We start from the raw sequence: 22,552 nt of genomic DNA, 5'->3' as shown, positions 1-22,552 counted from the left end.
GCCCAAGGAGTGATTGGTCAGCCAGTTGCTCCTCTCATTGTAGCTTAGGCACGAGATGGAGGGAAAGCCGGACTGGCTGTCCGGCTTTCCTGTCCAAATTTATTGTAATAGGAGTGATCCAGTGAAACTGTTGATTCGTCAGGGACGCCTGGTGGACCCTGTGGGGGGCATCGGCGGTGTCATGGATATCCTGATGGAAGACGGAAAGGTGACTGTCATCGGCAGCAACATCAATGAGCCGGGCGCTCAGATCATCGATGCGGCAGGACTGACCGTGTGCGCCGGACTGGTGGATATGCACGTCCACCTGCGGGAGCCCGGATTTGAGTACAAGGAGACCATCGAGACCGGCGCGGCAGCCGCCGCCCGGGGCGGCTTTACCTCCATCGCCTGTATGCCCAACACCAGGCCCACGGTGGACTGCCCCGAGCAGGTGGACTTTGTCCGCAGAAAGGCGGCGGAGGCCTGCGGGGTCCATGTCTGGCCCATCGGCTCGGTGTCCAAGGGACAGCGAGGCCAGGAACTCACCGATTTTGAGGCTCTGAAAGGTGCTGGAGTAGTGGCCCTGTCCGACGACGGTGTGCCCATCCAGAACGCCAATCTGATGCGGGACGGCCTCATCATGGCCCACCGGCAGGATCTCACCATCCTGTCCCACTGTGAGGACGCGGACATGGTGAAAAACTACGCCGTCAACGAGGGAAGGGTATCCCGCCAGCTCCGTCTGGACGGGCGGCCCGCCATCGCCGAGGAGCTGATGGTAGCCCGGGACGCCATGTTGGCCGAGGAAACCGGTGCCGCGGTCCACATCTGCCACATCTCCACTGCAAAATCGGTGGCCATTGTCCGGCGGTACAAGCGCAAGGGCGTACAGATCACCTGCGAGACCTGTCCCCAGTATTTCTCCCTCACCGAGGATGAGATTTTGGCCCAGGGCACCATGGCCCGTGTCAACCCGCCTCTGCGGACCTGGTCTGATGTGGAGGCAATCATCGAGGGCCTGAAGGACGGCACCATCGACGCCATCGCTACCGACCACGCCCCCCATTCCGCCGAGGAGAAGGCCCGGCCCCTCACTGAGGCCCCCAGCGGCATGGTGGGACTGGAGACCGCCCTGGGCGTCACCCTGACCTATCTGTACCACACCGGGGAGCTGCCCCTGTCCGATATTCTGCGGAAAATGACCATCAATCCTGCCTGCATCCTCCGTCTGCCCACCAAGGGCCGGCTGGCCATCGGCGCTGACGCCGACGTGGTTATCTTCGACCCGGATGAGGTGTGGACGGTGGACCCGGAGCAGTTTGCCTCCAAGGGCCGCAACACCCCCTTCGCCGGCAAGGAGCTGAAGGGAAAGATCAAGTACACCATCGTGGGCGGAAAGATCATTTATCAGGATGAGAAATAAGAGATTTTAAGAGATAAAGGAGAATGAACTATGTCCTTCGATCGTCTGCAGGAAGCCATCATTGCCAAGAAAAATCCCACCGTGGCGGGTCTGGACCCCAAGCCGGAGTATGTGCCCGCCCACATCCGCAAGGAGTGCTATGACAAGTACGGCGAGACCCTGGAGGGTGCCGCCGAGGCCATTTACCGCTTCAACTGCGGTCTGATGGACGCACTGAAGGACATCGTGCCCGCCGTCAAGCCCCAGTCCGCCTATTATGAGCGCCTGGGCTGGCGGGGTATGGAGGTGCTGGAGCGCACCATCCGCTATGCCAAGGAGCAGGGCCTGTATGTCATCGCCGACATCAAGCGCGGCGACATCGGCTCTACCGCCGAGGCCTATTCCGACGGCTGGCTGGGCAAGACCAAGGTAGGGGAGCAGATGCTCAGCGTCTTTGATGCCGACTGCGTCACCCTCAACGGCTACATGGGCGCCGACAGCGTCAATCCCTTCCTCAAGACCTGCAAGGAGATGGACAAGTGCGCCTTCATCCTGGCCAAGACCTCCAACCCCGGCTCCGGCGAGCTGCAGAACGTGTCCGCCGGTGAGGGCGACACCGTGTACGGCCTGATGGCCGACCTCATTGAGAAGTGGGGCGCGGGCACCGAGGGCAAGTATGGCTATACCATGGCCGGTGCGGTGGCAGGCGCCACCTATCCGGAAGAGCTGCAGAAGCTGCGCGCCCGGATGCCCCACACCTTCCTGCTGGTGCCCGGCTATGGCGCCCAGGGCGGCACTGCCGAGGATGTGCAGTATGCCTTCCAGAAGGATGGCCATGGCGCTATCGTCAACTCCTCCCGCGGCATCATCTGCGCCTGGCAGAAGACCGGCAAGGACGGCATGGACTACCAGGAGGCTGCCCGCAACGCCGCGATCGCCATGCGGGACGACATCGCCCGCTTTACTACCATCGCGTAATCGGAGCGGCCTATGTCAGAGCAAGAGAGAGAGAAACAAGGTGTCCGTGAGGACGAGGTCAGCAAATGGAAGATCGGCCAGCACCGGGAATGGAACTGGCAGGAGATCCTTCAGCAGCAGATCGCGGCGGGACTGGTGGCAGCGGAGCCCTTCCGCTGCCCCACCTGCGGTACCATGCGCCGCAACCGGATCTGCCCGGTGTGCGGCAGCATCATGGATCTGAAGACCATGACTGAGACCGTCCACGGGGACGAGTCTGCCAAATAAGTTGGAAATGAGGGATAGTATGCCCATTGAACAGATCTGTACCATCGTTGAGGCGGCCAAGCTGAACGAGTATGCCTATTCCTTCACCCTGGAGGTGGGGGATATGGTGAAAAAGGAGGGCCTGATGGCCGGTCAGTTCCTCCATATCGCCTGCGGGGAGGGTTTGCTTCTCCGCCGGCCCATCTCGGTTTGCATGGTCCAGGAGGACGAGCCCCAAGACACCGCCCGCGTGGTCTTTGAGGTGCGGGGTGAGGGTACCAAGTGGCTGGCTCAGCGCCAGGTAGGGGACAAGGTGAATGTGTTGGGCCCTCTGGGCAACGGCTTTACCGTTACCCCCAATGACCGGCTGCTGCTGGTGGGCGGCGGCATCGGTGTGCCCCCGCTGCTGGGTCAGGCCGCCTTTACCGCCAAGAACTCCACCGCTATACTGGGCTTCCGGTCTGCCGACCGGGCCATGCTGGTGGAGGATTACCGGGACTACTGCGAGGCGGTTTACCTCTGCAGTGACGACGGTTCCCTGGGCCGCCACGGCTTTGTGGACGCCCAGCTGAAGGATATCCTTGAAAAGGATAAAAACTTTATAGCTGTTCTGGCCTGCGGCCCCAAGCCCATGCTGAAGAATGTGGCCAAGGTAGCGGCCGAGTACGGCGTGCCCTGCCAGGTCTCCCTGGAGGAGCGGATGGCCTGCGGCGTGGGTGCCTGCCTGGGCTGCGCCGTCCAGATGGCCGACGGCACCATGAAGCACGTCTGCAAGGACGGCCCGGTATTCGACGCCAAGGAGGTGGACTGGAATGTCTAAGGTGGATCTGTCCGTCGATCTGGCGGGCGTCAAGATGAAAAATCCGGTGGTGGTGGCCTCCGGTACCTTCGGCTTCGGCCGGGAATACGGCCAGTTCTATAACCTGAATGAACTGGGCGGCATCTGCTGTAAGGGCCTTACCCTTCACAGAAGAGAAGGCAATCCGCCCCCCCGGATCGCCGAGACTCCCATGGGTATCCTCAACTCCGTGGGTCTGCAGAACCCCGGTGTGGACGCCTTTATCGAGCACGAGCTGCCCGAGCTGAAGAAGCACGATCTGGCTATCATCGCCAACATCTCGGGCAACACCCCCGAGGAGTACGGCATCATGTGCGAGAAGCTGTCGGCAGCGGGGGTAGATATGATCGAGGTCAACATCTCCTGCCCCAACGTGAAGGCGGGCGGTCTGGCCTACGGCACCAAGCCCGAGCTGGCTGCCGAGGTCACCAAGATGGCCAAGAGCCATTCCACCATTCCTGTGATGGTGAAGCTGTCTCCCAACGTCACCGATATCACCGAGATCGCCCGTGCGGTGGCTGATGCCGGCGCTGACGCTCTGTCCCTCATCAACACCCTGCGGGGTATGCGCATCGACCTGAACACCCGCCGCCCCATCCTGAAGATGAACACCGGCGGCCTGTCCGGCCCTGCCGTGCTGCCTGTGGCGGTGCGGATGGTATGGGAGGTAGCCTGCGCCGTGGATCTGCCCATCCTGGGGATGGGCGGCGTGGCCAAGGGAGAGGACGCGGCCCAGCTGATGCTGGCGGGCGCCTCCGCCGTGGCGGTGGGCACCGCCTGCTTCGCCGATCCCTACGCCCCCATCAAGGTGCGGGACGGCCTGGCGGCAATCGCCTCTGCCCAGGGCCTTGACAAGGTTTCTGACCTGACAGGCGGCGTGCGCCCCTGGTAATGCTTTTATCCTGATCCGAAGAGGGTGCCTACTGTGACTAAGGTTTATATCATCCGCCACGCGGAGGCGGAGGGCAACCTGTACCGCCGGGTTCACGGCTGGTACAACAGCCTCATTACTGACAACGGATACCGGCAGATTGCCGCCCTCCGTGGACGGTTTGCCGACGTGCATATCGACGCGGTGTACTCCAGCGATCTGTTTCGTACCATGACCACCGCCACGGCCATCTATCCCAGCCACGGCCTGGAACTGAACACCACCCCGGCCCTGCGGGAGATCGGCGTAGGAGAGTGGGAGGACAAGCCCTGGGGTGACCTGGAGCGGCACGACGCCATGCGGCTCATCCGCTTCAACCATGCTTCCCCCGAGTTCCAGGTGGAGGGGGGCGAGACCTTCGCCCAGGTTCAGGCCCGGATGAAGGGCGCGGTGCTGGATATCGCCGCCAGGCATCCCGGCCAGACGGTGGCTTTGTTCTCCCACGGCTCCGCCATCCGCTGTCTCCAGGGTGCCATCCGGGGCCTGGGTCCCGGTGAGATGGACAGCCTGGGTCACAGTGACAACACCGGTGTCACCTGTCTGGAGGTGGAGGGAGACCGGATCTCCATTGTCTATGAGAACGACAACTCCCACCTGCCGGAGGAGATCTCTACCCTGGCCAGACAGAAGTGGTGGAAGTCCCGGGAGGGGAGTATTGCAGACGCCAATATGTGGTTCCGTCCTCTGGACCTGGAGCGGGAAGAGGAACTCTATCTGGCGGCCCGGCACGACGCCTGGATCGATATCCACGGCAGCGAGGTTCCCTTTGACGGGGCGAGCTTCTGCAAGGATGCCCGTCACTGCTGGGAACAGGACAAGGAAAAAGCCTTGACAGTTGCCATGCAGCGGGATGAGGTGGCGGGCGTGCTCCAGCTGGATCTGGCCCGCTTTGCCGATGAGGGCATCGGCTATATCCCCTTTGTGTACATGAATCCCCAGCACCGGAAGCGGGGGCTGGGCGTTCAGCTGATCGGCCAGGCGGTGTCGGTATTCCGCCCCCTGGGCCGTACCCGCCTGCGGCTGCGCTGCGCTCCGGAGAACGCGGTGGCTCAGCGCTTCTACAAGAAGTACGGCTTTGAAAGGGTGGGGGAGGAGCACGGCAGCGTGACACTGGATATTCTGGAAAAATACATTGGCTATGAGACCAAGGACTGACTGAGGAACGATATGAATGGATTTTTGCCCGTCTCTAAGGCGGATATGGAAGAGCGTGGTTGGGACGGGTACGACTTTCTCATCATCACCGGCGACGCCTATGTGGACCATCCCACCTTCGGCTGCGCTATTATCTCCCGTGTGCTGGAGGCCGAGGGCTACCGCGTGGCTATCCTGGCCCAGCCGGACTGGCGCAAGGCAGAAGCCTTTACAGCGCTGGGGCGGCCCCGGCTGGGGGTGATGCTGTCTGCCGGCAATCTGGACTCCATGGTGGCCCACTATACCGCTGCCCGGAAACGCCGGCACGACGACGCCTATTCCCCAGGCAATCAGGCGGGACTGCGTCCCGACCGGGCCTCCATCGTGTATGCCAACAAGGTGCGGGAGGCCTTTGGAAACATCCCCCTGATCATTGGCGGCTTGGAAGCATCCCTTCGCCGCTTTGCCCACTACGACTACTGGGAGGACAAGGTACGCCGCTCGGTGCTCTTTGACAGCCAGGCTGACCTGCTGGTGTACGGCATGGGTGAGACCGCCACCCGGGAGATTGCTGCCCGTTTGGCCTCCGGTACCCCGGTGGGGGAGATCACTGATGTAAAGGGAACTGCCTTTATTGCAAAAGATCCCTCCGCCTGCGCCTATCCCAAGGTGGAGTGCCCCTCCTATGAGCAGGTTTCTACCGATAAGCGGCAGTATGCCGTGGCCAATATGATCCAGTATGAGGAGCACGATCCGGTGCGGGGGAAAGCCATCCTCCAGCGCCATGGGGACCGGCTGCTCATCGTCAATCCCCCCGCCATGCCTCTTACTACGGCGGAGCTGGACTTTGTGGCCGAGCTGCCCTATGTCCGGGAGCCCCACCCCATGTACGACAACATGGGAGGGGTGCCGGCCATTGAGGAGGTGCGCTTCTCGGTGGCCCACAACCGAGGGTGCTTCGGCGCCTGTAATTTCTGCTCCCTGGCCTTCCATCAGGGGCGGATCATCACCTCCCGCAGCCACGAGAGTGTGCTGAGAGAGGTGGAGGGGCTGACCCATCACCCCGGCTTCAAGGGCTATATCCACGACGTGGGCGGCCCCACCGCCAACTTCCGGCGGCCTGCCTGCAAGAAGCAGATGAAGGCCGGGCTGTGCCGGGGAAAGGCCTGTCTGGCCCCAGAGGCCTGTCCCAACCTGGACGCCGACCACACCGACTACCTGATGCTGCTGCGGAAGATCCGGGCGGTGCCGGGGGTGAAAAAGGTGTTCATCCGCTCGGGCATCCGTTTCGACTTTATGCAGAAGGATAAGAGCGGGGAATTCTTCGCCGAACTGGTGAAGTACCATGTGTCCGGCCAGCTGAAGGTGGCCCCGGAGCACTGCGTCAACTCGGTGCTGGACTACATGGGTAAGCCCCATATCGAGGTATACGAGAGATTCAAGCGGAAGTACGAGTCCCTGAACCAGAAGTACGGCAAGGAGCAGTATCTGGTGCCCTATCTCATGTCCTCTCACCCTGGCTGTACGCTGAACGACGCGGTGGAGCTGGCCCAATGGCTCAACCGCACCGGCCGTCAGCCTGAGCAGGTCCAGGACTTCTATCCCACACCGGGCACCCTGTCCACCTGTATGTACTATACCGGCATCGATCCCCGGACCATGAAGCCGGTTTATGTGCCTAAGGACCCCCACGAAAAGGCCATGCAGCGGGCTTTGATGCAGTGGAAGCGGCCGGAGAAACGGGCCCTGGTACGGGAGGCCCTCCACCGGGCCCACCGGGAGGACCTGATCGGTTTCGGCAAAGACTGTCTGCTGCGGCCGGAGAAATACGGCAAGCCTCAGGAGAGCAAGCTGACCTCCAACCGGGGCAGAACCGGCAAGGGGAGCAAACCGGCGGCCCAGAAGGGCGACAAACCCCAGGCCAAACCCACCCGCAAAGCCGGATGGGCGGTGGCCAATCCAAAAAAGAATGCCCGTCCCCGCAAGGGAAAGGGATAACAGACAACCGGCAGAGCGCGCTCTGCCGGTTTCTTTTTGCCTGAAATACTATGCGGCAAGAGCATTGAAGCTTCCTTTCAGAATTGGTATACTAAACTTAAATACTCCCTCTGGGGAGAGAAGAGAGGATGTATGCCTGTGAAAAGACGCGTATTGTCCCTGCTGGCTGCGCTGGTGCTGATGCTGGGCCTGATCCCCGCCGCCTCCGCCGCACAGCCTGATCTGGTCATCACCATGCGGTACAATAGCCCCTGGTGCGTGATTGGTGATACTGTGACTCAAATCGACGAGACCAGCAGTGCCGTGGTGCTGATGGCCGAGAATGGCCGTACCATGCTGCCTATCCGCCGGATGATTGAGGCCTTCGGCGGCACCGTGGAGTGGGTACAGGAGACCAATGGTGTGCGCTGCTCCCTGAACGGCACCTCGGTGGAGTTGGAGTTGGACTCCACCACCGCCCTGGTCAATGGGGAAGCGGTGACTATGGACGTGCCTATGCGGGCCAAGAACAACCGCACCTTCGTACCGGTGCGCTTTGTCAGTGAGAATCTGGGCCTGACCGTGGAATGGGAGGGCAAGAACCAGATTGTGGTGGTAGCCAACGGCGAGGTGGATAAGAACAATCTCACCAGCCTGCCCCAGGTCCAGAAGCTGGTGGAAAAGACCACCCCCAAGGAGGACCCGGTGACCCTTACCTCTAAGAGCTATACGCTGGCCTCCGGCACCGTCAATGCCAACGTGATCACCGTCAATATGAAGGACCCCCGGGTGAGCGTCAAGTCGGTACTCGCCGGCGGCAAGCTCAATTCGCCTCAGAGCTTCCAGTCCATTGCCGCCAGTTCCGGGGCGGTAGCGGTGATCAACGCCAACTTCTTTGAGAGCGAAAAGACCATCAAGGACCCCATCGGCCACCTGATGGTGAACGGCCAGTTTATGTATGCCAGCTCCGGCCTGTCCTCTCTGGGCATCACCGATACCAACGAGATGCGCTACGGCCGGCCTCCCGTCTTTGTCCGCATTGAGACGGTAGACGGCGGCGCCTACCGCTGGTGGGATGCCTACGAGGTCAATATGCTCAAGCAGTTCAGCGGGCAGGCGGTGCTCTACACCCCCGCCCGAGGTACCTCTTTCCAGGTCACCTATCCTGGTTCCGCGTTGACCGTAGTCAACAATGTGACCACCAGCTTCCAGATGGTATCTGCCGGTCAGACTGTAGCCATCCCCGCTAACGGCTATGTGCTCTACTCCAGCGACACCGTCACCAACTACGACTTCTTCAATCAGTTTGAGGCAGGCCGCACTGTAGCCCTGCGGCCCTACCTCCAGCGGGATGATGAAGAGGGCTTCGATCTGACCGGTGTGCAGACCATGGTGTCTGGTTCCCCCCGGTTGGTGAAGGACGGCGTAAAGTTCACCGGTCTGGACAACGGATTTAAGGAGGCCCGCTTTACCACCGCCGTCACGCCCCGTACCGCTGTAGGTACCACCAAGGACGGCAAGCTGCTGCTGGTCAATGTAAAGGCTGCCTCCATTGAGCAGATGCGTGATCTGATGCTGGATCTGGGCTGTGTGGATGCCATCAACCTGGATGGCGGCGGTTCCACCGCTATGTATTATAAGGGTCAGACCCTGGCCACCCCCGGACGTAACCTGACTTCTACGCTTCAGGTCTTTGTGTCCGAATAAATCGCCGGAAAGAACGAGCTTGCCGCCTCTGCGGCAAGCTCGTTTTCTTTATAGGGAAGGGGAGACGAAAAAAATTTGAGAAAATGAAAAAAAGGACTTGCAAGAATTGGGGAAGTCTGCTATTATATCAATAACAGTAATAGTTACTGTTTACATTAGAAAGAGTGGTGACTAATGAACGGAAAGCGATACTCACGTCAGCGAGAGCTGATCTATGAGGCCCTGATGCGCACGGACCAGCATCCCACCGCTGAAATGGTGTATCAATGGCTCAAGCCCACCAATCCCAACCTGAGTTTGGGAACGGTATACCGGAATCTGAATCTGCTGGTGGACGAAGGTGCTGCTGTGCGGATGGCTTTCCCGGTGGAGCGGTACGATGCCAACATAGAGCCCCATCCTCATTTCCGCTGTGAAGTGTGCGGCGGGGTCTTTGATCTGGATCTACCCTATGATGAAGGGTTGGACGAGAAGGCCTTGCTGGCCAGCGGCCATGATATTCGGTCCCATGAGCTGATTTTTCATGGGGTCTGCGTTAACTGCAAACCAAAACATTGAGTTTTTTTAGATAATATGGTAAGTTTATTTTGCACGAAAGTGCCCATACTGTGATTAGAAAGGATGTAATAACATGGAGTTCAAGCTGTATCGCTGCGCGCACTGCGGCAATGTGATTTTTAAGGTTGTGGATAAGGGTGTGCCCGTCATGTGCTGTGGCCAGAAGATGGAAGAGATCACCCCCAATACCACCGACGCGGCTCAGGAGAAGCACGTCCCTGTGGTGGAGAAGACCGCTCATGGCAGCGGGAACTCCGTGACCGTCAAGGTGGGCGGTGTGGAGCATCCCATGCTGCCGGAGCACTATATCTCCCTGATTGCTGTGGTGGACGGCGACACCGTGACCATGAAGTTCCCCAAGCCTGGCGACGCGCCCGAGCTGAAGACCTTCTGCCGGAGCGATAAGGTGGAGGCCTACGAGATCTGCAATCTCCACGGCTTCTGGAAGGGCGAAGGCTAACATATTCGCTTTATAAGAGACAACCTGATTTTAGAAAGGAAGGTATGATTATATGGAACTGAAGGGTAGCAAGACCGAAGCCAATCTGTGGAAGGCATTTGCGGGAGAGAGCATGGCCCGCAATAAGTATACCTATTTTGCCAGCAAGGCCAAGAAGGAGGGCTACGAGCAGATCGCGGCCATCTTTGAGGAGACCGCCGGCAATGAGAAGGAGCACGCCAAGCTGTGGTTCAAGGAGCTGGGCGGCATCGGCGACACCATGGCCAACCTGAAGTCCGCCGCTGCTGGTGAGCATGAAGAGTGGACTGAGATGTATAAGGAGATGGCCGAGACCGCTCGCGAGGAGGGCTTTGAGAAGCTGGCCTTCCTGTTCGAGGGCGTCCTGAAGATCGAGAAGGAGCACGAGGAGCGCTACCTGACCCTCCTGAAGAACCTGGAAGAGGGCGTTGTGTTCAAGCGGGGCGACGAGTATATGTGGAAGTGCCGTAACTGCGGCCACATCCACTTCGGTAAAGAGGCCCCCCAGGTGTGCCCTGTGTGTGCGCATCCCCAGGCCTACTTCGAGATCCGCGCCGTCAATTATTGATGTGACTCCGCGGGGGGCTCTTTTGGGGCCCCATCGGAGATGGGGCGGCGCTAGCGCCGTACAAGCGTTTTTACAGCGTAAAAACCTTGAGCCCGGGTGGATTCACTCCACCCGGGCTTTTTATAATCAATGGGGTCCCCGCCCGGCTTGAGCCGGGTGGGGTGGCCCCCCAGGTGTGCCCCGTGTGCGCACATCCCCAGGCCTATTTTGAGATCCGCGCCGTCAACTATTGATCGGTAAAAGGAAACGCAGCCCGGAAGATTTTCTTCCGGGCTGCATTTTTTTACTTAGATATACAGGCCGATGAGGGCATCGGTTCATCCAGTGGGGGAGGAGTATTGGCAGGTCAGGGGCGCAGTCGGGCCATCATGTATTCGTCGGCATATTTGCCGTTCCGCACGGTGGTCATGCGCTTGAGCCCTTCCTTCTCAAAGCCCAGCTTCTCATACAGGTGGATGGCCCGCTCATTATCGGCAAATACAGTGAGCTCAACACGAACCAGCATGAGCCAGTTATCCGCCAGATCCAGCAGCGTCTTTAAAAGGGCAGAACCGACCCCCATGTTCTGGTAGTCGGTATGGACCATCAGGGCCACACTGCCAGCATGGCGCATCCGGGGATTGCCAAAGACTTGCAGACAGGCTACACCGATGACTGTGCCGTCGTCCAGTACCGCCACGAAATGGTGGTCGTTGGGGCCCAGATTGGCTAAGAAAGCATCGCTGTCCGCGGTGCGGTAGGAGGAAAGTCCCAGAGTGGTTTCCAAGACCCCGGGCATCCGGCGCAGGGCCGCGGTGCCAGCGGCGTCCCGGGGTTCCGTGGGACGAATGGTGTAGTTCATAATAATGCCTCCCAAACAGATTTGGATCATATTAGCATATCCGACCATAAAAAGCAACCGCCCGGGCTATGTGCCCAGGCGGTTTGCGGTACGTTGGCTTAGTAGGCGGCAATTACACCGCCGTCGTTGGCGTACACCGTGGAGATGCCGCCGGTCTCGCTGATGAGGATCTCAGAGAATTTGCACTGCTTCTGCACCAGTTCTTTTAGATGGAAGGCCCGGTCCAGGCAGTTGCAGTGGACAATGCACAGTCGTCGGCCGGCGTGATTGGGGTCGGCTGCCATCATGGCTGCCATTTTGCTCAGGGCCTGCTTAATAGACAGAGCCTGACCCTTTTTACAGATCTCACCCTGGGGGGTGGAGCCCATCAGCAGCTTGATGTGCAGGGTGCTGGTTACCAGAGCCTGGGTGCGGGTGAGCCGCCCGTTTTTCCGCAGATTATCCAGGGTCTCCAGTACGAAGAGGGTATTCATCTCCTCGATATACTGGGAGGCCTTGCTCACCACGGTGGTAAAATCCAGTCCGGCCTCAGCCAGCTCCTGGAGCTTCAAGGCCACCAGTACCTCACCGGCAGAGGCAGAGCAGGAATTGAAGATGTGAATATTGGCCCCAGGGTGATCCTCCAGCCACAGATTGCGGGCCTGAGCCGCAGCATTGTGGGAGCCGGACAGCAGGGCGGACAGGGTGACTACATAGATATCGTCAGCGCCGCAGTCAAAGGCGTCCATATACTGAATAGGGGAGGGGCAGGCGGACTGGGGAGCAGTGGGACAATCCCGCATCATTTGCAGCAGGGCTTTCTGATCGAAGGATTCGTCATCCACAACGGTCTCATCCCCCACGCGGATGGTGAGGGGGACCTTGATAAAACAGTCCTCCCGCAGCTCAGCAGGGGTAAGGTCGCAGCAGCTGTCAACAATGATCTTAAAACTCATAACAAAAACCCTCGAATATAATTATCAAAATGATATTTGCCATTGCCGCTATTGTATCACCATCAGCGGGAAAAGTAAAGGGAGAAAGTGTGAATATTCTGGAACGGGCAGAAAGATGAGGCAGATTTACCAGGTAAAGCGGTCGGGGGCGCCTACCAGAATACGGGCTCCGCAGGGGGACACGGGCAGCCAGGTGCGTCCGCCGTCGTTGTTGAAGACCTGGTTTTCATTGAGCACATCCTGGAGCACCGGCTCCTGGTGGGGGAACTCCACATGGACCTCCTGGGGCTCCAGGTTGAGGACCACATAGACACGCTGGCTGTCGGTAGCCCGGCGGAACACCAGCTGCTGGTTCTTGATGACCACATTTTCGTACTGACCCTCCTGGAGGGCGGGGAAAGCGGCCCGGATGGCGGCCAGCTTAGCCAGGTGATCACACAGACTCTGGTCCAGAGCCATCATCTCCTTCAGGTCCAGGCAGGGGCGCAGGGGGGCATCGGAATGCTTGGTGCGCTCCCCTTTGATGGCCCACTCACTGCCGTAGTAGAGGGAAGGTACGCCGGGCATGGTGTACAGCAGGGTGTACAGGTTGCTGATGTGGGCCGGGTCCTTCAGCTTGGAGGCCAGCCGGTCCACGTCGTGGTTGTCGGCGAAGTTGTACAGGGTAATGTTGCGGTAGATGCCGCCGGGGCCGCACTGACGATGGAGAGAGTGGGCGATTTCAAAGTAGTTCTTGTCATTGTGGGAGGACCACAGGCCCTTCCAGCACTCATAATTGGTGACGCTGTCCAGCATCTCCGGGTTGGCCCACCGGGCGTAGTCCCCGTGGATGATCTCGCCCATGAGCCAGAAATCCGGGTCCTTGCCTTTGACGAAGTCCTTGAGGGTGCGGAAGAAGTCAAAGTCCACGCAGTCGGCGGCGTCCAGCCGCAGACCGTCGATGTGGAATTTGTCCATCCACATCCCCACCGCGTCCAGCAGGTGGCGCACCACGTCGGGGTTGCGGAGATTGAGTTTTACCAGCTCATAGTGGCCCTGCCAGGCGGTGTACCAGAAGGGGTCGCCCATAGGGGAGGGGCCGCCGAAGTTCAGGTCGTGGAACCAGCCGCAGTAGGGAGAGTCCTGGCCGTGCTCCTGCACATCCCGGAAGGCCCAGAAGCCCCGGCCCACGTGGTTGAACACCCCGTCCAGCACCACACGGATGCCGTTGGCGTGAAGCTCATCACACAGGGCGGCGAAGGAATCGTTGTCTCCCAGGCGGCAGTCGATCTGGAAGTAGTCGGTGGTGTCGTAGCCGTGCTTCACCGACTGGAACACCGGACCCAGGTAGAGGGCATTGACACCCAGTTCCTTCAGGTGGGGGATCCAGTCTTTCAGCTTGTCCAGCCGGGGCACCGGGGCGCCGCCGGGGTTGTACTCCGGTGCACCGCAGAAACCAAGGGGGTAGATGTGGTAGAACACGGACTGATTGACCCAATGACTCATATTTGACTCCTCCAGTCTCAATTAAGATTGGGTTTCTTCTTCCTCCAGCTCACGCAGCAGCTTCTGGTCCTCCTTGGAGGACAGATCCAGCTTCTCATACAGGTCGGGCCGCCGCTGGCGGGTGCGGAGGATGGATTGCTTCCGCCGCCACTGGGCGATTTTCTTGTGGTCGCCGGAGCGGAGGATAGGGGGGACCTTTCGACCGTGCCACTCCTCGGGCCGGGAATACTGGGGATACTCCAGCATCCCGTTCCAGTGGCTCTCATTTTCAAAGCACTCAGGATCGGCCAAGACGCCGGGCACCAGCCGGGCCACCGCGTCGGCCACCACCATGGCGGCCAGCTCGCCGCCGGTGAGCACGAAATCCCCGATGGAGATCTCCTCGTCCACGCACTCCTCAATGAAGCGCTGGTCGATGCCCTCGTAGTGGCCGCATACCAGGATCAGGTGGTCGTAGTCATCTCGGAGGCGGCGGGCATCGGACTCGGTAAAGGTCTTGCCGCAGGGGGACATATAGATCGTATGGCCGGGGCCGTAGGTGTCCACAATGTGCTTCCAGCACTGGTAGAGGGGATCGGCCTGCATCACCGCCCCCCGGCCGCCGCCGTAGGGGTAGTCGTCCACCTGCTTCTGCTTGTTGAGGGTGTAATCCCGGATCTGGTGGGCTTCAATGCGGATGATGTCCCGCTCCTGGGCCCGGCCCAAGATGGACTCATTCATCATGTCGCCCACAGTCAGATCGAAGAGGGTCATGATATCAATGCTATACATCGGTACGCATCCCTTCAATGAGGCGGACCTTGATATAGCCGCCCTCCACGTTGGTCTCCGCCAGGAACTCGTCCACGGCGGGGATCATATACTCGTGCTCGCCCTTGACCACATAGACCTCGTGGGCAGGGGGGGTGAGCACGTCGGCCACCACGCCGATCTTCTCGCCGGTGGCGGCGTCGATGACATCCAGCCCCATCAGGTCGGCAATGAAGTGGCGGCCGTCGGGCAGCTCCACGCCGGTGCGGTCGATGAACACCGTCTTGCCCTTCATGGACATGGCGGCATTTACGTCGTTGACACCCTCCAGGAAGGCAAGCACATTGCCCTTGTGGATGCGGGCGGAGCGGATCTTCACCGGCTTGCCGTCCACATACAATACGTCAAACTGGCAGAGAAATTCCGGAGAATCGCACCAGGGGACGATCTTGACCTCGCCCTGGATGCCGTGGGTGTTGACGATCTGACCTGCTTCTAAAAATTGATTTTTCATCGGTATCACCCCGAATAGTACAAAATCTGCAAGATATGAAAAAGCCGACCGACCACAGGGTCGGTCGGCTTTTTCATATCCGGGGGGAGGCCCCCGGAGTTAGTCGACGATATCGACGGAAACCTTGGTGCCCTGGCGCTGGGCTACGGAGCGCATCAGTGTGCGGATCTCCTTGGCAATGCGGCCCTGACGGCCGATCACCTTGCCCATGTCCTCGGGGGCCACCCGAAGCTCCAGGACGGTCTCGCTCTCACCTGCGTGCTCGGTGACCTCCACGGCGTCGGGGTGGTCCACCAGATTGCGGGCGATATAGGTGAGCAGTTCCTTCATGCCAGCCGTGCCCTCCTATCAGATGGCGCCAGCTTTTTTCAGCAGAGCCTTCACGGTCTCAGTGGGCTGAGCGCCGGTCTTGATCCAAGCCTGGGCGCGCTCGGCGTCCACCTTGATCTCGGCGGGCTGGGTCAGAGGATTGTAAGTGCCGATCTCCTCGATGAAACGGCCGTCACGGGGATAGCGGGAGTCAGCCACCACGATGCGGTAGAAGGGAGCCTTCTTGGCGCCCATACGACGCAGTCTGATCTTAACCATTGTATCTTCACCTCCATGTAATCGTAAAGCATATCTATGGAAACGCGACGTGGCGCGTTTACCACCGTTTAGAAGGGCAGACCAGGCATTTTGCCCAGCTTACCCAGTTTCCCCAGCTTGCCAAGACGCTTCATCTGCTTGCCGGAGAACTGTTTGCTCATCTGCTGCATCATGTCGAACTGCTTGAGCAGACGGTTGATGTCCACCACCTGGGTACCGGAGCCGGCGGCGATGCGCTTTTTCCGGCTGTTGTTCAGCAGGGAGGGGTCCTCCCGCTCGGCAGGGGTCATGGACAGGATAATGGCTTCGGTGCGGGCCAGGGACTTCTCGTCCACGTTAGCACCTTCCAGAGCCTTGGCGTTGACGCCGGGGAGCATCCCTGCAATGTCGGACAGGGAACCCATGCTCTTGATCTGCACCAGCTGATCGTAGAAGTCCGAGAGGGTGAAGCGGTTTTTCCGCAGCTTCTGCTCCAGCTCGGCGGCCTTCTTGGCGTCAAAGGTCTGCTGGGCTTTCTCGATGAGGGAGAGCACGTCGCCCATGCCCAGGATACGGGAGGCCATCCGGTCGGGGTAGAAGATGTCCACCTGGTCCAGCTTCTCACCCTGGCCCACGAACTTGATGGGCTTGCCGGTGACCGCTTTGATGGAGAGGGCTGCGCCGCCCCGGGCGTCGCCGTCCAGCTTGGTGAGCATGACGCCAGTGATATCCAGAGCCTCGTCAAAGGCCTTGGCGGCGTTTACCGCGTCCTGACCGATCATGGCGTCCACGATGAGCAAGATCTCGGTGGGGTCAATGGCCGCCTTCATGTCCTTGAGCTGTTCCATCAGCTCCTCGTCCACGTGGAGACGACCGGCGGTGTCGATGAATACGATGTCGTTGCCGTGCTTCTTGGCGTGCTCAATGCCCGCCTTGGCGATGTCGATGGGGTCGATCTGACCCATCTGGAACACAGGCACGTCTACCTGGGAGCCCACAACCTCCAGCTGAGTGATGGCGGCGGGGCGGAAGGTGTCGCAGGCCACCAGAAGGGGCCGCTTGCCCTGCTTTTTCAGAAAGCCCGCCAGCTTGGCGCCGTTGGTAGTCTTGCCGGCGCCGTTGAGGCCGCACAGCATCACAACCGTGGGGGGCTTGGGAGAGATGGTCAGCTTGGTGCTTTCGCCGCCCATCAGATTGGTCAGCTCTTCGTTGACGATCTTGACGATCATTTGAGCGGGGGTCAGGCTCTCCAGTACGTCGGAGCCCACGGCCCGCTCGGTGACAGAGGCCACAAACTGCTTGACCACCTTGAAGTTTACGTCGGCCTCCAGCAGGGCCATCCGGATCTCCTTCATGGCCTCCTTTACGTCGGCCTCGGTGAGACGGCCCTTGCCCCGCAGCCGCTTAAAGGCGGCGGACAGCTTTTCGGTCAGTCCTTCAAATGCCATGGGGTCACTCCTGTTTCAGTTGATCCAGAACACTGCGGATGCGGTTGCACTGGATCTCAACCTCGTCGTCCTGCCAGCGCTGGTCGTTGCGCTGGGCGATGGCGTTCACCGCCTCTTCCACCTCCAGGAACTGCTGCTGCATCTTGTGGAAGCGCTTGATGATGCCGGTTTTGTCCTCCAGCTCGGTGAGGATGGCCTCGGCCCGGACAATCACGTCCCGGACGCCCTGGCGGGTGATGCCGTAGTTCTCGGCGATCTCAGCCAGAGAGAGGTCCTCATTGTAGTAGAGGTCATAGAATTCCTTCTGTCGGTCGGTGAGCATATCTCCATAAAAATCATAGAGCAGAGCCATGCGATAGGCCTGGTTCTTCATGGTACACCCTCCTTCAGTAAGTCGTTCTGTAAAGGAAGTAAAGTTTCAAAGCTTTACAACAGAGGTGATGATACACGATTTTCCTCCGTTTGTCAAGGGGGAAAGCGCGCTTTATTTTTCTTTTTCTTCGGCGGCATACCACAGGGGCCAGCCCAGCAGCACCGCGCCTCCCAGCAGGTTGCCGATGGTGACCCACAGCAGGTTCCAGCCCATGGCGGCCCAGTCTGCCGCATGGGTGTACAGAGCGTACAGGGCAAAGTAGGCCATGTTGGCAATGGAGTGTTCCAGGCCGGTGAGTACAAAGGTAGTGATGGCCAGGGCGATGACCAGGGCCTTACCCGTCTCGCTCTGGAGGCGGAAGCCGGCGAACACCCCGATGCACACCAGGAAATTGCACAGCACGCCCCGGAGCAGCAGCACATACCAGGGCAGAGACAGCTTGCCGGGCACGATGACGGCCAGATAGGCCCCCAGCAGGTCGGCGCTGGCTCCGGAGCCCACCAGCACCAGGCAGAGCACCAGAATGCCTGCCAGGTTGCCCAGATAGGACATGATCCAGACCCGCAGAGCCCCGGCGGGGGAGACCTGATTTTCATAGAGGGAGACCCCCATCACCAGGTTGCAGCCGGTAAAAAGCTCGCCGCCCAGCAGAACGATCAGGGTAAGGGCTGCCGAGAAGGTGACAGCGCCCAGCAGCTTGGCCACAGGCAGGGCTCCGCTGTAAAACCAGGCGGAGCACAGGCAGGACAGCAGGGCCCCCACAAAAATAAAGGCCCCGGCCAGGGCGGCCCGGGTCAGATAGCGCAGAGGCGCCTTGCGGGCCAGAGCCAGCTTGCCGGCGCCTGCCTGAGCGATTTGTTCCACAACAGCACGGTTCATGGGCAGATTCCTCCACAGGGACAAATTATTTTCAATATTGTACCGGAGATTCTGGTTTCGTACAAGAGGGCGGCCCACATTTTGTATAATTCCACCACACCGGCAAACACTAACCTTACATCAGATAAGGAGGTACTATCAGTGAAAACCCGCATCCTGATTGCCGCAGCGCTGACGGCCGCCCTGCTCACCGCGGCCATGCCTGCCTCGGCGCTCTTTCTGGACCAGGAGGAGACCAGCCCCACGGTGCTGGACGTGGTGAAGAACGGTATGGCCACCGAGACCATCGCCTTCCAGTCCTCAGACTTTGTGGTGGAGGGGGAGGGCGCTCTGGACGCCATCGTGATCACCCAGCTGCCCGAAGAAGGCATACTCACCGTGGGCGGCCAGATGGTGGGAGAGGGGGATGTGATCGCCATGACTGCCGTGGACGGCCTGCGCTTCACCCCCTCTGTTACCCCCACCGCTCTGGAGGCCAGCTTTACCTTTCAGCCACTCTTTGCCGACGGTGAGCCGGGACAGGAGGTTGGGGTGGAGGTCCATCTGCTGACCGAGGCCAACGGCGCCCCGGTGGCGGAGAATCTGGAGCTGTCCACCTATAAAAATGTGGCGGTCACCGACCGCTTTTCCGCCGTGGACCCGGAGGGTGACCTGCTGACCTACCGGCTGGTGAAGAAGCCCGCCCGGGGTTTGGTAACCATTGGGGAGGATGGCCAGTTCGTCTACACCCCCTATGAGAATAAGACCGGTAAGGACTCCTTCACCTATATTGCCATGGACACGGTGGGCAACGCCTCCGACCCGGCTACAGTCAAAGTAAAGATCGAAAAGCCGGACACCAAGGTGACCTACGCCGATCTCAGCGGCCACCCTGCCCATAAGGCGGCCATTCGTCTGGCGGAGGAGGGGGTCTTTGTGGGCGAGTGCATGGGAGGGGAATACTTCTTCCAGCCTGACGCCGCCGTCACCCGCAGCGAGTTTGTGGCCATGGCTATGAATGCTGCCGGGGTGGAGTCCCTGGAGGGGGTGTCCCGCACCGGCTTCGCCGACGACGAGAGCATTCCCACCTGGGCCAAGCCCTATGTGTCCTCCGCCCTGAAGTGCGGTCTGGTCCAGGGGACCACCGATGATGAGGGCCGGGTGGTGTTCCGGGCCGATGATTCCATCACCACCGCCGAGGCGGCGGTGCTGCTGGACCGGGTGCTGTCCGTCACCGACGTGGACGCCCAGACCTTTGCCGCCGACGCTCCCGCCTGGGCGGCCCAGTCGGCGGCCAACCTGTCCACCTGCGGGGTACTGCCGGCAGAGGCCGGCCTCACGGAAACTCTCACCCGTGGAGAGGCGGCCCAGCTGCTGTGCGCCGCCCTGGATCTGCTGGACAGCCGGGACACCGGCTGGTTTTAAAGGAAATATGAGAAAAACGGCCGCCATCGGCGGCCGTTTCCCTTTATGCTCGGGGACGTAGTTTATACCATATGATAAAAAGAAGTAACCCAACAAGGCAGATTCCGCCGCCCAGCCAGAAGGACCAGGACAGATTGATTTCCGCCAGAGCACCGAAAGCCAGGTTGGTACCAACCCCCACCCCATCTATGAACATGGCGTGGACGCTGAGGGCGGTGGCCCGGTGAGGTGTGGACACCTGCTTGTTTTGCAACTCCATCAGGAAGGGCTGGCATAGGGTATTGCACAGCCGCAGAGTGAGAATGGCACAGATGGAGGGGAGAGGGGCAGCGGTCAGAGCCAGGGCGATACAGGCCAGTACCCCGCCGCCATAGAGCAGCACCGCTGTTCCCACGGTGCCCGTTCGGCGGGTGAGCCGGGCGGACCAGATTCCCGCCATGCCCAGTACTGTGGCGGCGATATAGAGGGCACCAATGGCCCAATCGGGCAGGCCGGCGCGGGCATATTGCAGCTGATTTAAAAAGGTGGTGATGGTCTGGTGGGCCTCGGAGAGGAGGGCCGCCGACAGGAGAAAGAGGAGCAGACGTCGATTGGTCAGCGTCTGGCGCAGGATATCCAGGGTCAGCCGTGGAGAGAAGGGGGCGGGTGACTTCACCTCGGTGAGCCCCAGGGCGCACAGGGCGGCGGCGCCATAGCTGAGGACAGTGAGGCCCCCCGCCAGGGCGTAGTTGTCTCCGACAAACAGGGAGAAGATGAGGGCGGCGATGAGCAGCCCGGCGGTCTGGAGGCTGTTGTACCACCCAAAAACCTGCTGGCTGTCCTGCTCGCCTCTGGAGAGGTAGAGAATGCTGGTGTCTACCCCGGACATCCCGGCTACCACCACGCTGAGCATGACCCGCTCCAGCAGGAAGCCGCCGAAGCCGTCTGCCTGCCAGAACACGATTTTGGACAGGAAATAGAGAAAACAGCACCCGATCATGGTGCGTTTGTACCCCAGCCGGTCGGCCAGGATCCCCCAGGGCACCTCCAGCAGGATGCACAGAGCCAGGGAGATGCTCTCAATGAGGGTGATCTGGGCGATAGACACGCCTTGCGCTTCCCGGTAGAGGGTGGCCACAGGGCCGTAAAAGACCATGCCCTGCAAAAGGGCGATGGCGTACATACACCTTAAATTCCGTTTCATGAAAAAGATCCAATCCTTCCTGAATTTCTGCATCAAAACAAGGCGCTGGATCACAGCGCCGGGATGTTAGGATGCACCTCAGGTGGGATTGGACCGATACAGCATAGTTGCTTTACTCCATAAAAGGAAGTTCTGGGTTCAATGTAGCAGAATGGCGGAGGAATGTCAAGCGGTAGGGTATGACCACCGGAAAAAGAAAGATTTCATGCATAGATAGTCGAAAGGTAGTTGAGTATAGAGGTAAAGCGTGCTATAATGTACCATTAGCGCGTATCATATTGTATCAAACTGGCAACTGAGGTGTATTATGAAGATCGTAGTTTTGGCCGGGGGGCTGTCCCCGGAGCGGAACGTGTCCCTTTCCACCGGCACCATGGTGACCGAGGCCCTGCGGGCTCTGGGCCATCGGGCGGGACTCATCGATATGTTTTTCGGCCTGGAGCAGGGCCGTGCAGACGAGTCTTTCTTTGATGCGCCGGTGCCCGAATCCTTTAAAAAGATCAGCCGGGAGGCCCCTGACCTGGAGCAGATCAAGGCCAGCCGTCCCGGCGACAGCAAGAGCGTGTTTGGCCCCGGTGTGCTGGAGCTGTGCCAGATGGCCGATCTGGTGTTCCTGGCCCTCCACGGCACCTGCGGCGAGGACGGCAAGGTCCAGGCCGCCTTTGACCTGATGGGCATCCCCTACACCGGGGCGGGCTACCTGTCCAGCGCCATCGCCATGGACAAGGACCTGACCAAGCGGATGGTGGCCGACGTGGTAAATACCCCCGGCTGGAAGACCGTGGAGTACAAGGCGGAGGATATTGAGGGCCTGGTCAAGACCGCCCGGCTGCCTCTGGTGGTAAAGCCGGTGGCCAGCGGCTCCTCCATCGGCGTGTCCATCGCCTATACCGCCGACGAGCTGCGCAAATCCCTCACCGACGGCCTGACCCTGGGAGGCCGCACCGTGCTGGAGGAGTATGTGAAGGGCCGTGAGATCCAGGTGGGCATCCTGGACGGCAAGGCCCTGCCCTCCATCGAGATCATCCCCAAGGAGGGCTTCTACGACTACGCCAACAAGTATCAGCCCGGTGCGGCTCTGGAGGTGTGCCCCTCGGAGATTCCGGCGGAGTGGGAGGAGAAGCTCCGCGCCGCCGCCCTGCGGGTGTATGAGACCCTGGGCCTGTCCGTCTATTCCCGGGCCGACTTCATCGTCACCAGCGACGGTGAGCCCTGGTTCCTGGAGATCAACACCCTGCCCGGCATGACCCCCACCAGCCTGCTGCCCCAGGAGGCCGCCGCGGTGGGCATTGATTACAACAGCCTGTGCCAGCGCATTGTGGAGGCCTCCCTGGAGGCCAGAAAACAGGGCCGGTAAACCGGCATCCGGAACGA

The 22,552-nt window shown here is 60.2% G+C and carries 24 protein-coding genes; 13 read left to right on the top strand and 11 right to left on the bottom strand.

Annotated features, from left to right (window positions below; all coding sequences use genetic code 11):
- Positions 1-121: 121 nt before the first annotated feature.
- The 11 genes from B5G42_RS14105 to rbr all read left to right on the top strand — a co-directional run bounded on the left by B5G42_RS14105 (position 122) and on the right by rbr (position 10,799).
- Positions 122-1,405 (top strand): dihydroorotase, encoded by a 1,284-nt coding sequence (locus B5G42_RS14105; RefSeq protein WP_087187104.1) that lies wholly within the window; start codon positions 122-124, stop codon positions 1,403-1,405.
- Between the two features lie 30 nt (positions 1,406-1,435).
- Positions 1,436-2,362, top strand: a complete 927-nt coding sequence (gene pyrF / locus B5G42_RS14100; RefSeq protein ID WP_087187103.1) for an orotidine-5'-phosphate decarboxylase — start codon at positions 1,436-1,438, stop codon at positions 2,360-2,362.
- Positions 2,363-2,374: 12 nt separating this feature from the next.
- Positions 2,375-2,629 carry a hypothetical protein gene (locus B5G42_RS14095; protein WP_087271580.1) on the top strand — a complete coding sequence of 85 codons (255 nt, stop codon included), beginning with the start codon at positions 2,375-2,377 and terminating at the stop codon, positions 2,627-2,629.
- Positions 2,630-2,648: 19 nt separating this feature from the next.
- Complete coding sequence (locus B5G42_RS14090; RefSeq protein ID WP_087271577.1) at positions 2,649-3,428, top strand: dihydroorotate dehydrogenase electron transfer subunit; 780 nt, start codon at positions 2,649-2,651, stop codon at positions 3,426-3,428.
- The gene (locus B5G42_RS14085; protein ID WP_087271574.1) at positions 3,421-4,338 is read left to right on the top strand and encodes a dihydroorotate dehydrogenase; all 918 of its coding nucleotides are present in this window, start codon (positions 3,421-3,423) and stop codon (positions 4,336-4,338) included. Before B5G42_RS14090 ends, B5G42_RS14085 begins: the two co-directional genes overlap by 8 nt.
- Before the next feature lie 33 nt (positions 4,339-4,371).
- Positions 4,372-5,532, top strand: coding sequence for a bifunctional histidine phosphatase family protein/GNAT family N-acetyltransferase (locus B5G42_RS14080; protein WP_087271571.1), 1,161 nt, complete (start codon positions 4,372-4,374; stop codon positions 5,530-5,532).
- Positions 5,533-5,544: 12 nt separating this feature from the next.
- Positions 5,545-7,509, top strand: coding sequence for a YgiQ family radical SAM protein (locus B5G42_RS14075; protein WP_087271568.1), 1,965 nt, complete (start codon positions 5,545-5,547; stop codon positions 7,507-7,509).
- Positions 7,510-7,647: 138 nt separating this feature from the next.
- Positions 7,648-9,195 (top strand): stalk domain-containing protein, encoded by a 1,548-nt coding sequence (locus tag B5G42_RS14070; protein WP_162611108.1) that lies wholly within the window; start codon positions 7,648-7,650, stop codon positions 9,193-9,195.
- A gap of 174 nt (positions 9,196-9,369) precedes the next feature.
- The gene (locus B5G42_RS14065) at positions 9,370-9,753 is read left to right on the top strand and encodes a Fur family transcriptional regulator (RefSeq protein WP_087271562.1); all 384 of its coding nucleotides are present in this window, start codon (positions 9,370-9,372) and stop codon (positions 9,751-9,753) included.
- 73 nt (positions 9,754-9,826) lie between these two features.
- Positions 9,827-10,213 (top strand): desulfoferrodoxin family protein, encoded by a 387-nt coding sequence (locus B5G42_RS14060; RefSeq protein ID WP_087187095.1) that lies wholly within the window; start codon positions 9,827-9,829, stop codon positions 10,211-10,213.
- A gap of 52 nt (positions 10,214-10,265) precedes the next feature.
- Positions 10,266-10,799 carry a rubrerythrin gene (rbr, locus tag B5G42_RS14055; RefSeq protein ID WP_087187094.1) on the top strand — a complete coding sequence of 178 codons (534 nt, stop codon included), beginning with the start codon at positions 10,266-10,268 and terminating at the stop codon, positions 10,797-10,799.
- 346 nt (positions 10,800-11,145) lie between these two features.
- Here rbr and B5G42_RS14050 read toward each other — a convergent pair whose 3' ends face one another.
- From B5G42_RS14050 to B5G42_RS14005, 10 genes are all read right to left on the bottom strand, one after another.
- Complete coding sequence (locus B5G42_RS14050; RefSeq protein ID WP_087271559.1) at positions 11,146-11,640, bottom strand: GNAT family N-acetyltransferase; 495 nt, start codon at positions 11,638-11,640, stop codon at positions 11,146-11,148.
- Positions 11,641-11,738: 98 nt separating this feature from the next.
- Positions 11,739-12,575, bottom strand: coding sequence for a DegV family protein (locus tag B5G42_RS14045; protein ID WP_087187092.1), 837 nt, complete (start codon positions 12,573-12,575; stop codon positions 11,739-11,741).
- A 126-nt stretch (positions 12,576-12,701) separates the two neighbouring features.
- Positions 12,702-14,060: an alpha-amylase family glycosyl hydrolase gene (locus tag B5G42_RS14040; protein WP_087271554.1), complete on the bottom strand. Its 1,359-nt coding sequence runs from the start codon at positions 14,058-14,060 to the stop codon at positions 12,702-12,704.
- Positions 14,061-14,081: 21 nt separating this feature from the next.
- Complete coding sequence (gene trmD, locus B5G42_RS14035; RefSeq protein ID WP_087271551.1) at positions 14,082-14,831, bottom strand: tRNA (guanosine(37)-N1)-methyltransferase TrmD; 750 nt, start codon at positions 14,829-14,831, stop codon at positions 14,082-14,084.
- Complete coding sequence (gene rimM, locus B5G42_RS14030) at positions 14,824-15,324, bottom strand: ribosome maturation factor RimM (RefSeq protein WP_087271548.1); 501 nt, start codon at positions 15,322-15,324, stop codon at positions 14,824-14,826. The genes trmD and rimM overlap by 8 nt, the downstream gene beginning before the upstream one ends.
- Before the next feature lie 99 nt (positions 15,325-15,423).
- Positions 15,424-15,654, bottom strand: coding sequence for a KH domain-containing protein (locus tag B5G42_RS14025; RefSeq protein WP_087271545.1), 231 nt, complete (start codon positions 15,652-15,654; stop codon positions 15,424-15,426).
- Positions 15,655-15,672: 18 nt separating this feature from the next.
- The gene (gene rpsP / locus B5G42_RS14020) at positions 15,673-15,912 is read right to left on the bottom strand and encodes a 30S ribosomal protein S16 (RefSeq protein ID WP_007489428.1); all 240 of its coding nucleotides are present in this window, start codon (positions 15,910-15,912) and stop codon (positions 15,673-15,675) included.
- A 68-nt stretch (positions 15,913-15,980) separates the two neighbouring features.
- Positions 15,981-17,339, bottom strand: a complete 1,359-nt coding sequence (gene ffh / locus B5G42_RS14015) for a signal recognition particle protein (RefSeq protein WP_087187087.1) — start codon at positions 17,337-17,339, stop codon at positions 15,981-15,983.
- Positions 17,340-17,343: 4 nt separating this feature from the next.
- Positions 17,344-17,712, bottom strand: a complete 369-nt coding sequence (gene ylxM, locus B5G42_RS14010) for a YlxM family DNA-binding protein (protein WP_087187086.1) — start codon at positions 17,710-17,712, stop codon at positions 17,344-17,346.
- A 111-nt stretch (positions 17,713-17,823) separates the two neighbouring features.
- The gene (locus tag B5G42_RS14005; protein ID WP_087271542.1) at positions 17,824-18,591 is read right to left on the bottom strand and encodes a formate/nitrite transporter family protein; all 768 of its coding nucleotides are present in this window, start codon (positions 18,589-18,591) and stop codon (positions 17,824-17,826) included.
- Positions 18,592-18,732: 141 nt separating this feature from the next.
- Between B5G42_RS14005 and B5G42_RS14000 the strand changes: the two genes are divergently transcribed.
- The gene (locus B5G42_RS14000; protein ID WP_087271539.1) at positions 18,733-19,995 is read left to right on the top strand and encodes an Ig-like domain-containing protein; all 1,263 of its coding nucleotides are present in this window, start codon (positions 18,733-18,735) and stop codon (positions 19,993-19,995) included.
- 43 nt (positions 19,996-20,038) lie between these two features.
- Here B5G42_RS14000 and B5G42_RS13995 read toward each other — a convergent pair whose 3' ends face one another.
- Positions 20,039-21,178 carry an MFS transporter gene (locus B5G42_RS13995; protein WP_087271536.1) on the bottom strand — a complete coding sequence of 380 codons (1,140 nt, stop codon included), beginning with the start codon at positions 21,176-21,178 and terminating at the stop codon, positions 20,039-20,041.
- A 307-nt stretch (positions 21,179-21,485) separates the two neighbouring features.
- Here B5G42_RS13995 and B5G42_RS13990 point away from each other — a divergent pair, with 307 nt between their 5' ends.
- A complete protein-coding gene (locus tag B5G42_RS13990) occupies positions 21,486-22,535 on the top strand; it encodes a D-alanine--D-alanine ligase (protein ID WP_087271533.1) in 1,050 nt (349 codons plus the stop codon).
- Positions 22,536-22,552 lie beyond the last annotated feature (17 nt).

It is taken from the genome of Flavonifractor sp. An91 (genome assembly GCF_002159225.1).
In the GTDB taxonomy this organism is placed as follows: Bacteria; Bacillota; Clostridia; order Oscillospirales; family Oscillospiraceae; genus Flavonifractor; species Flavonifractor avicola.
Note: the sequence above shows the minus strand (reverse complement) of the source record. Positions and strands in the feature narration are given on the sequence as shown.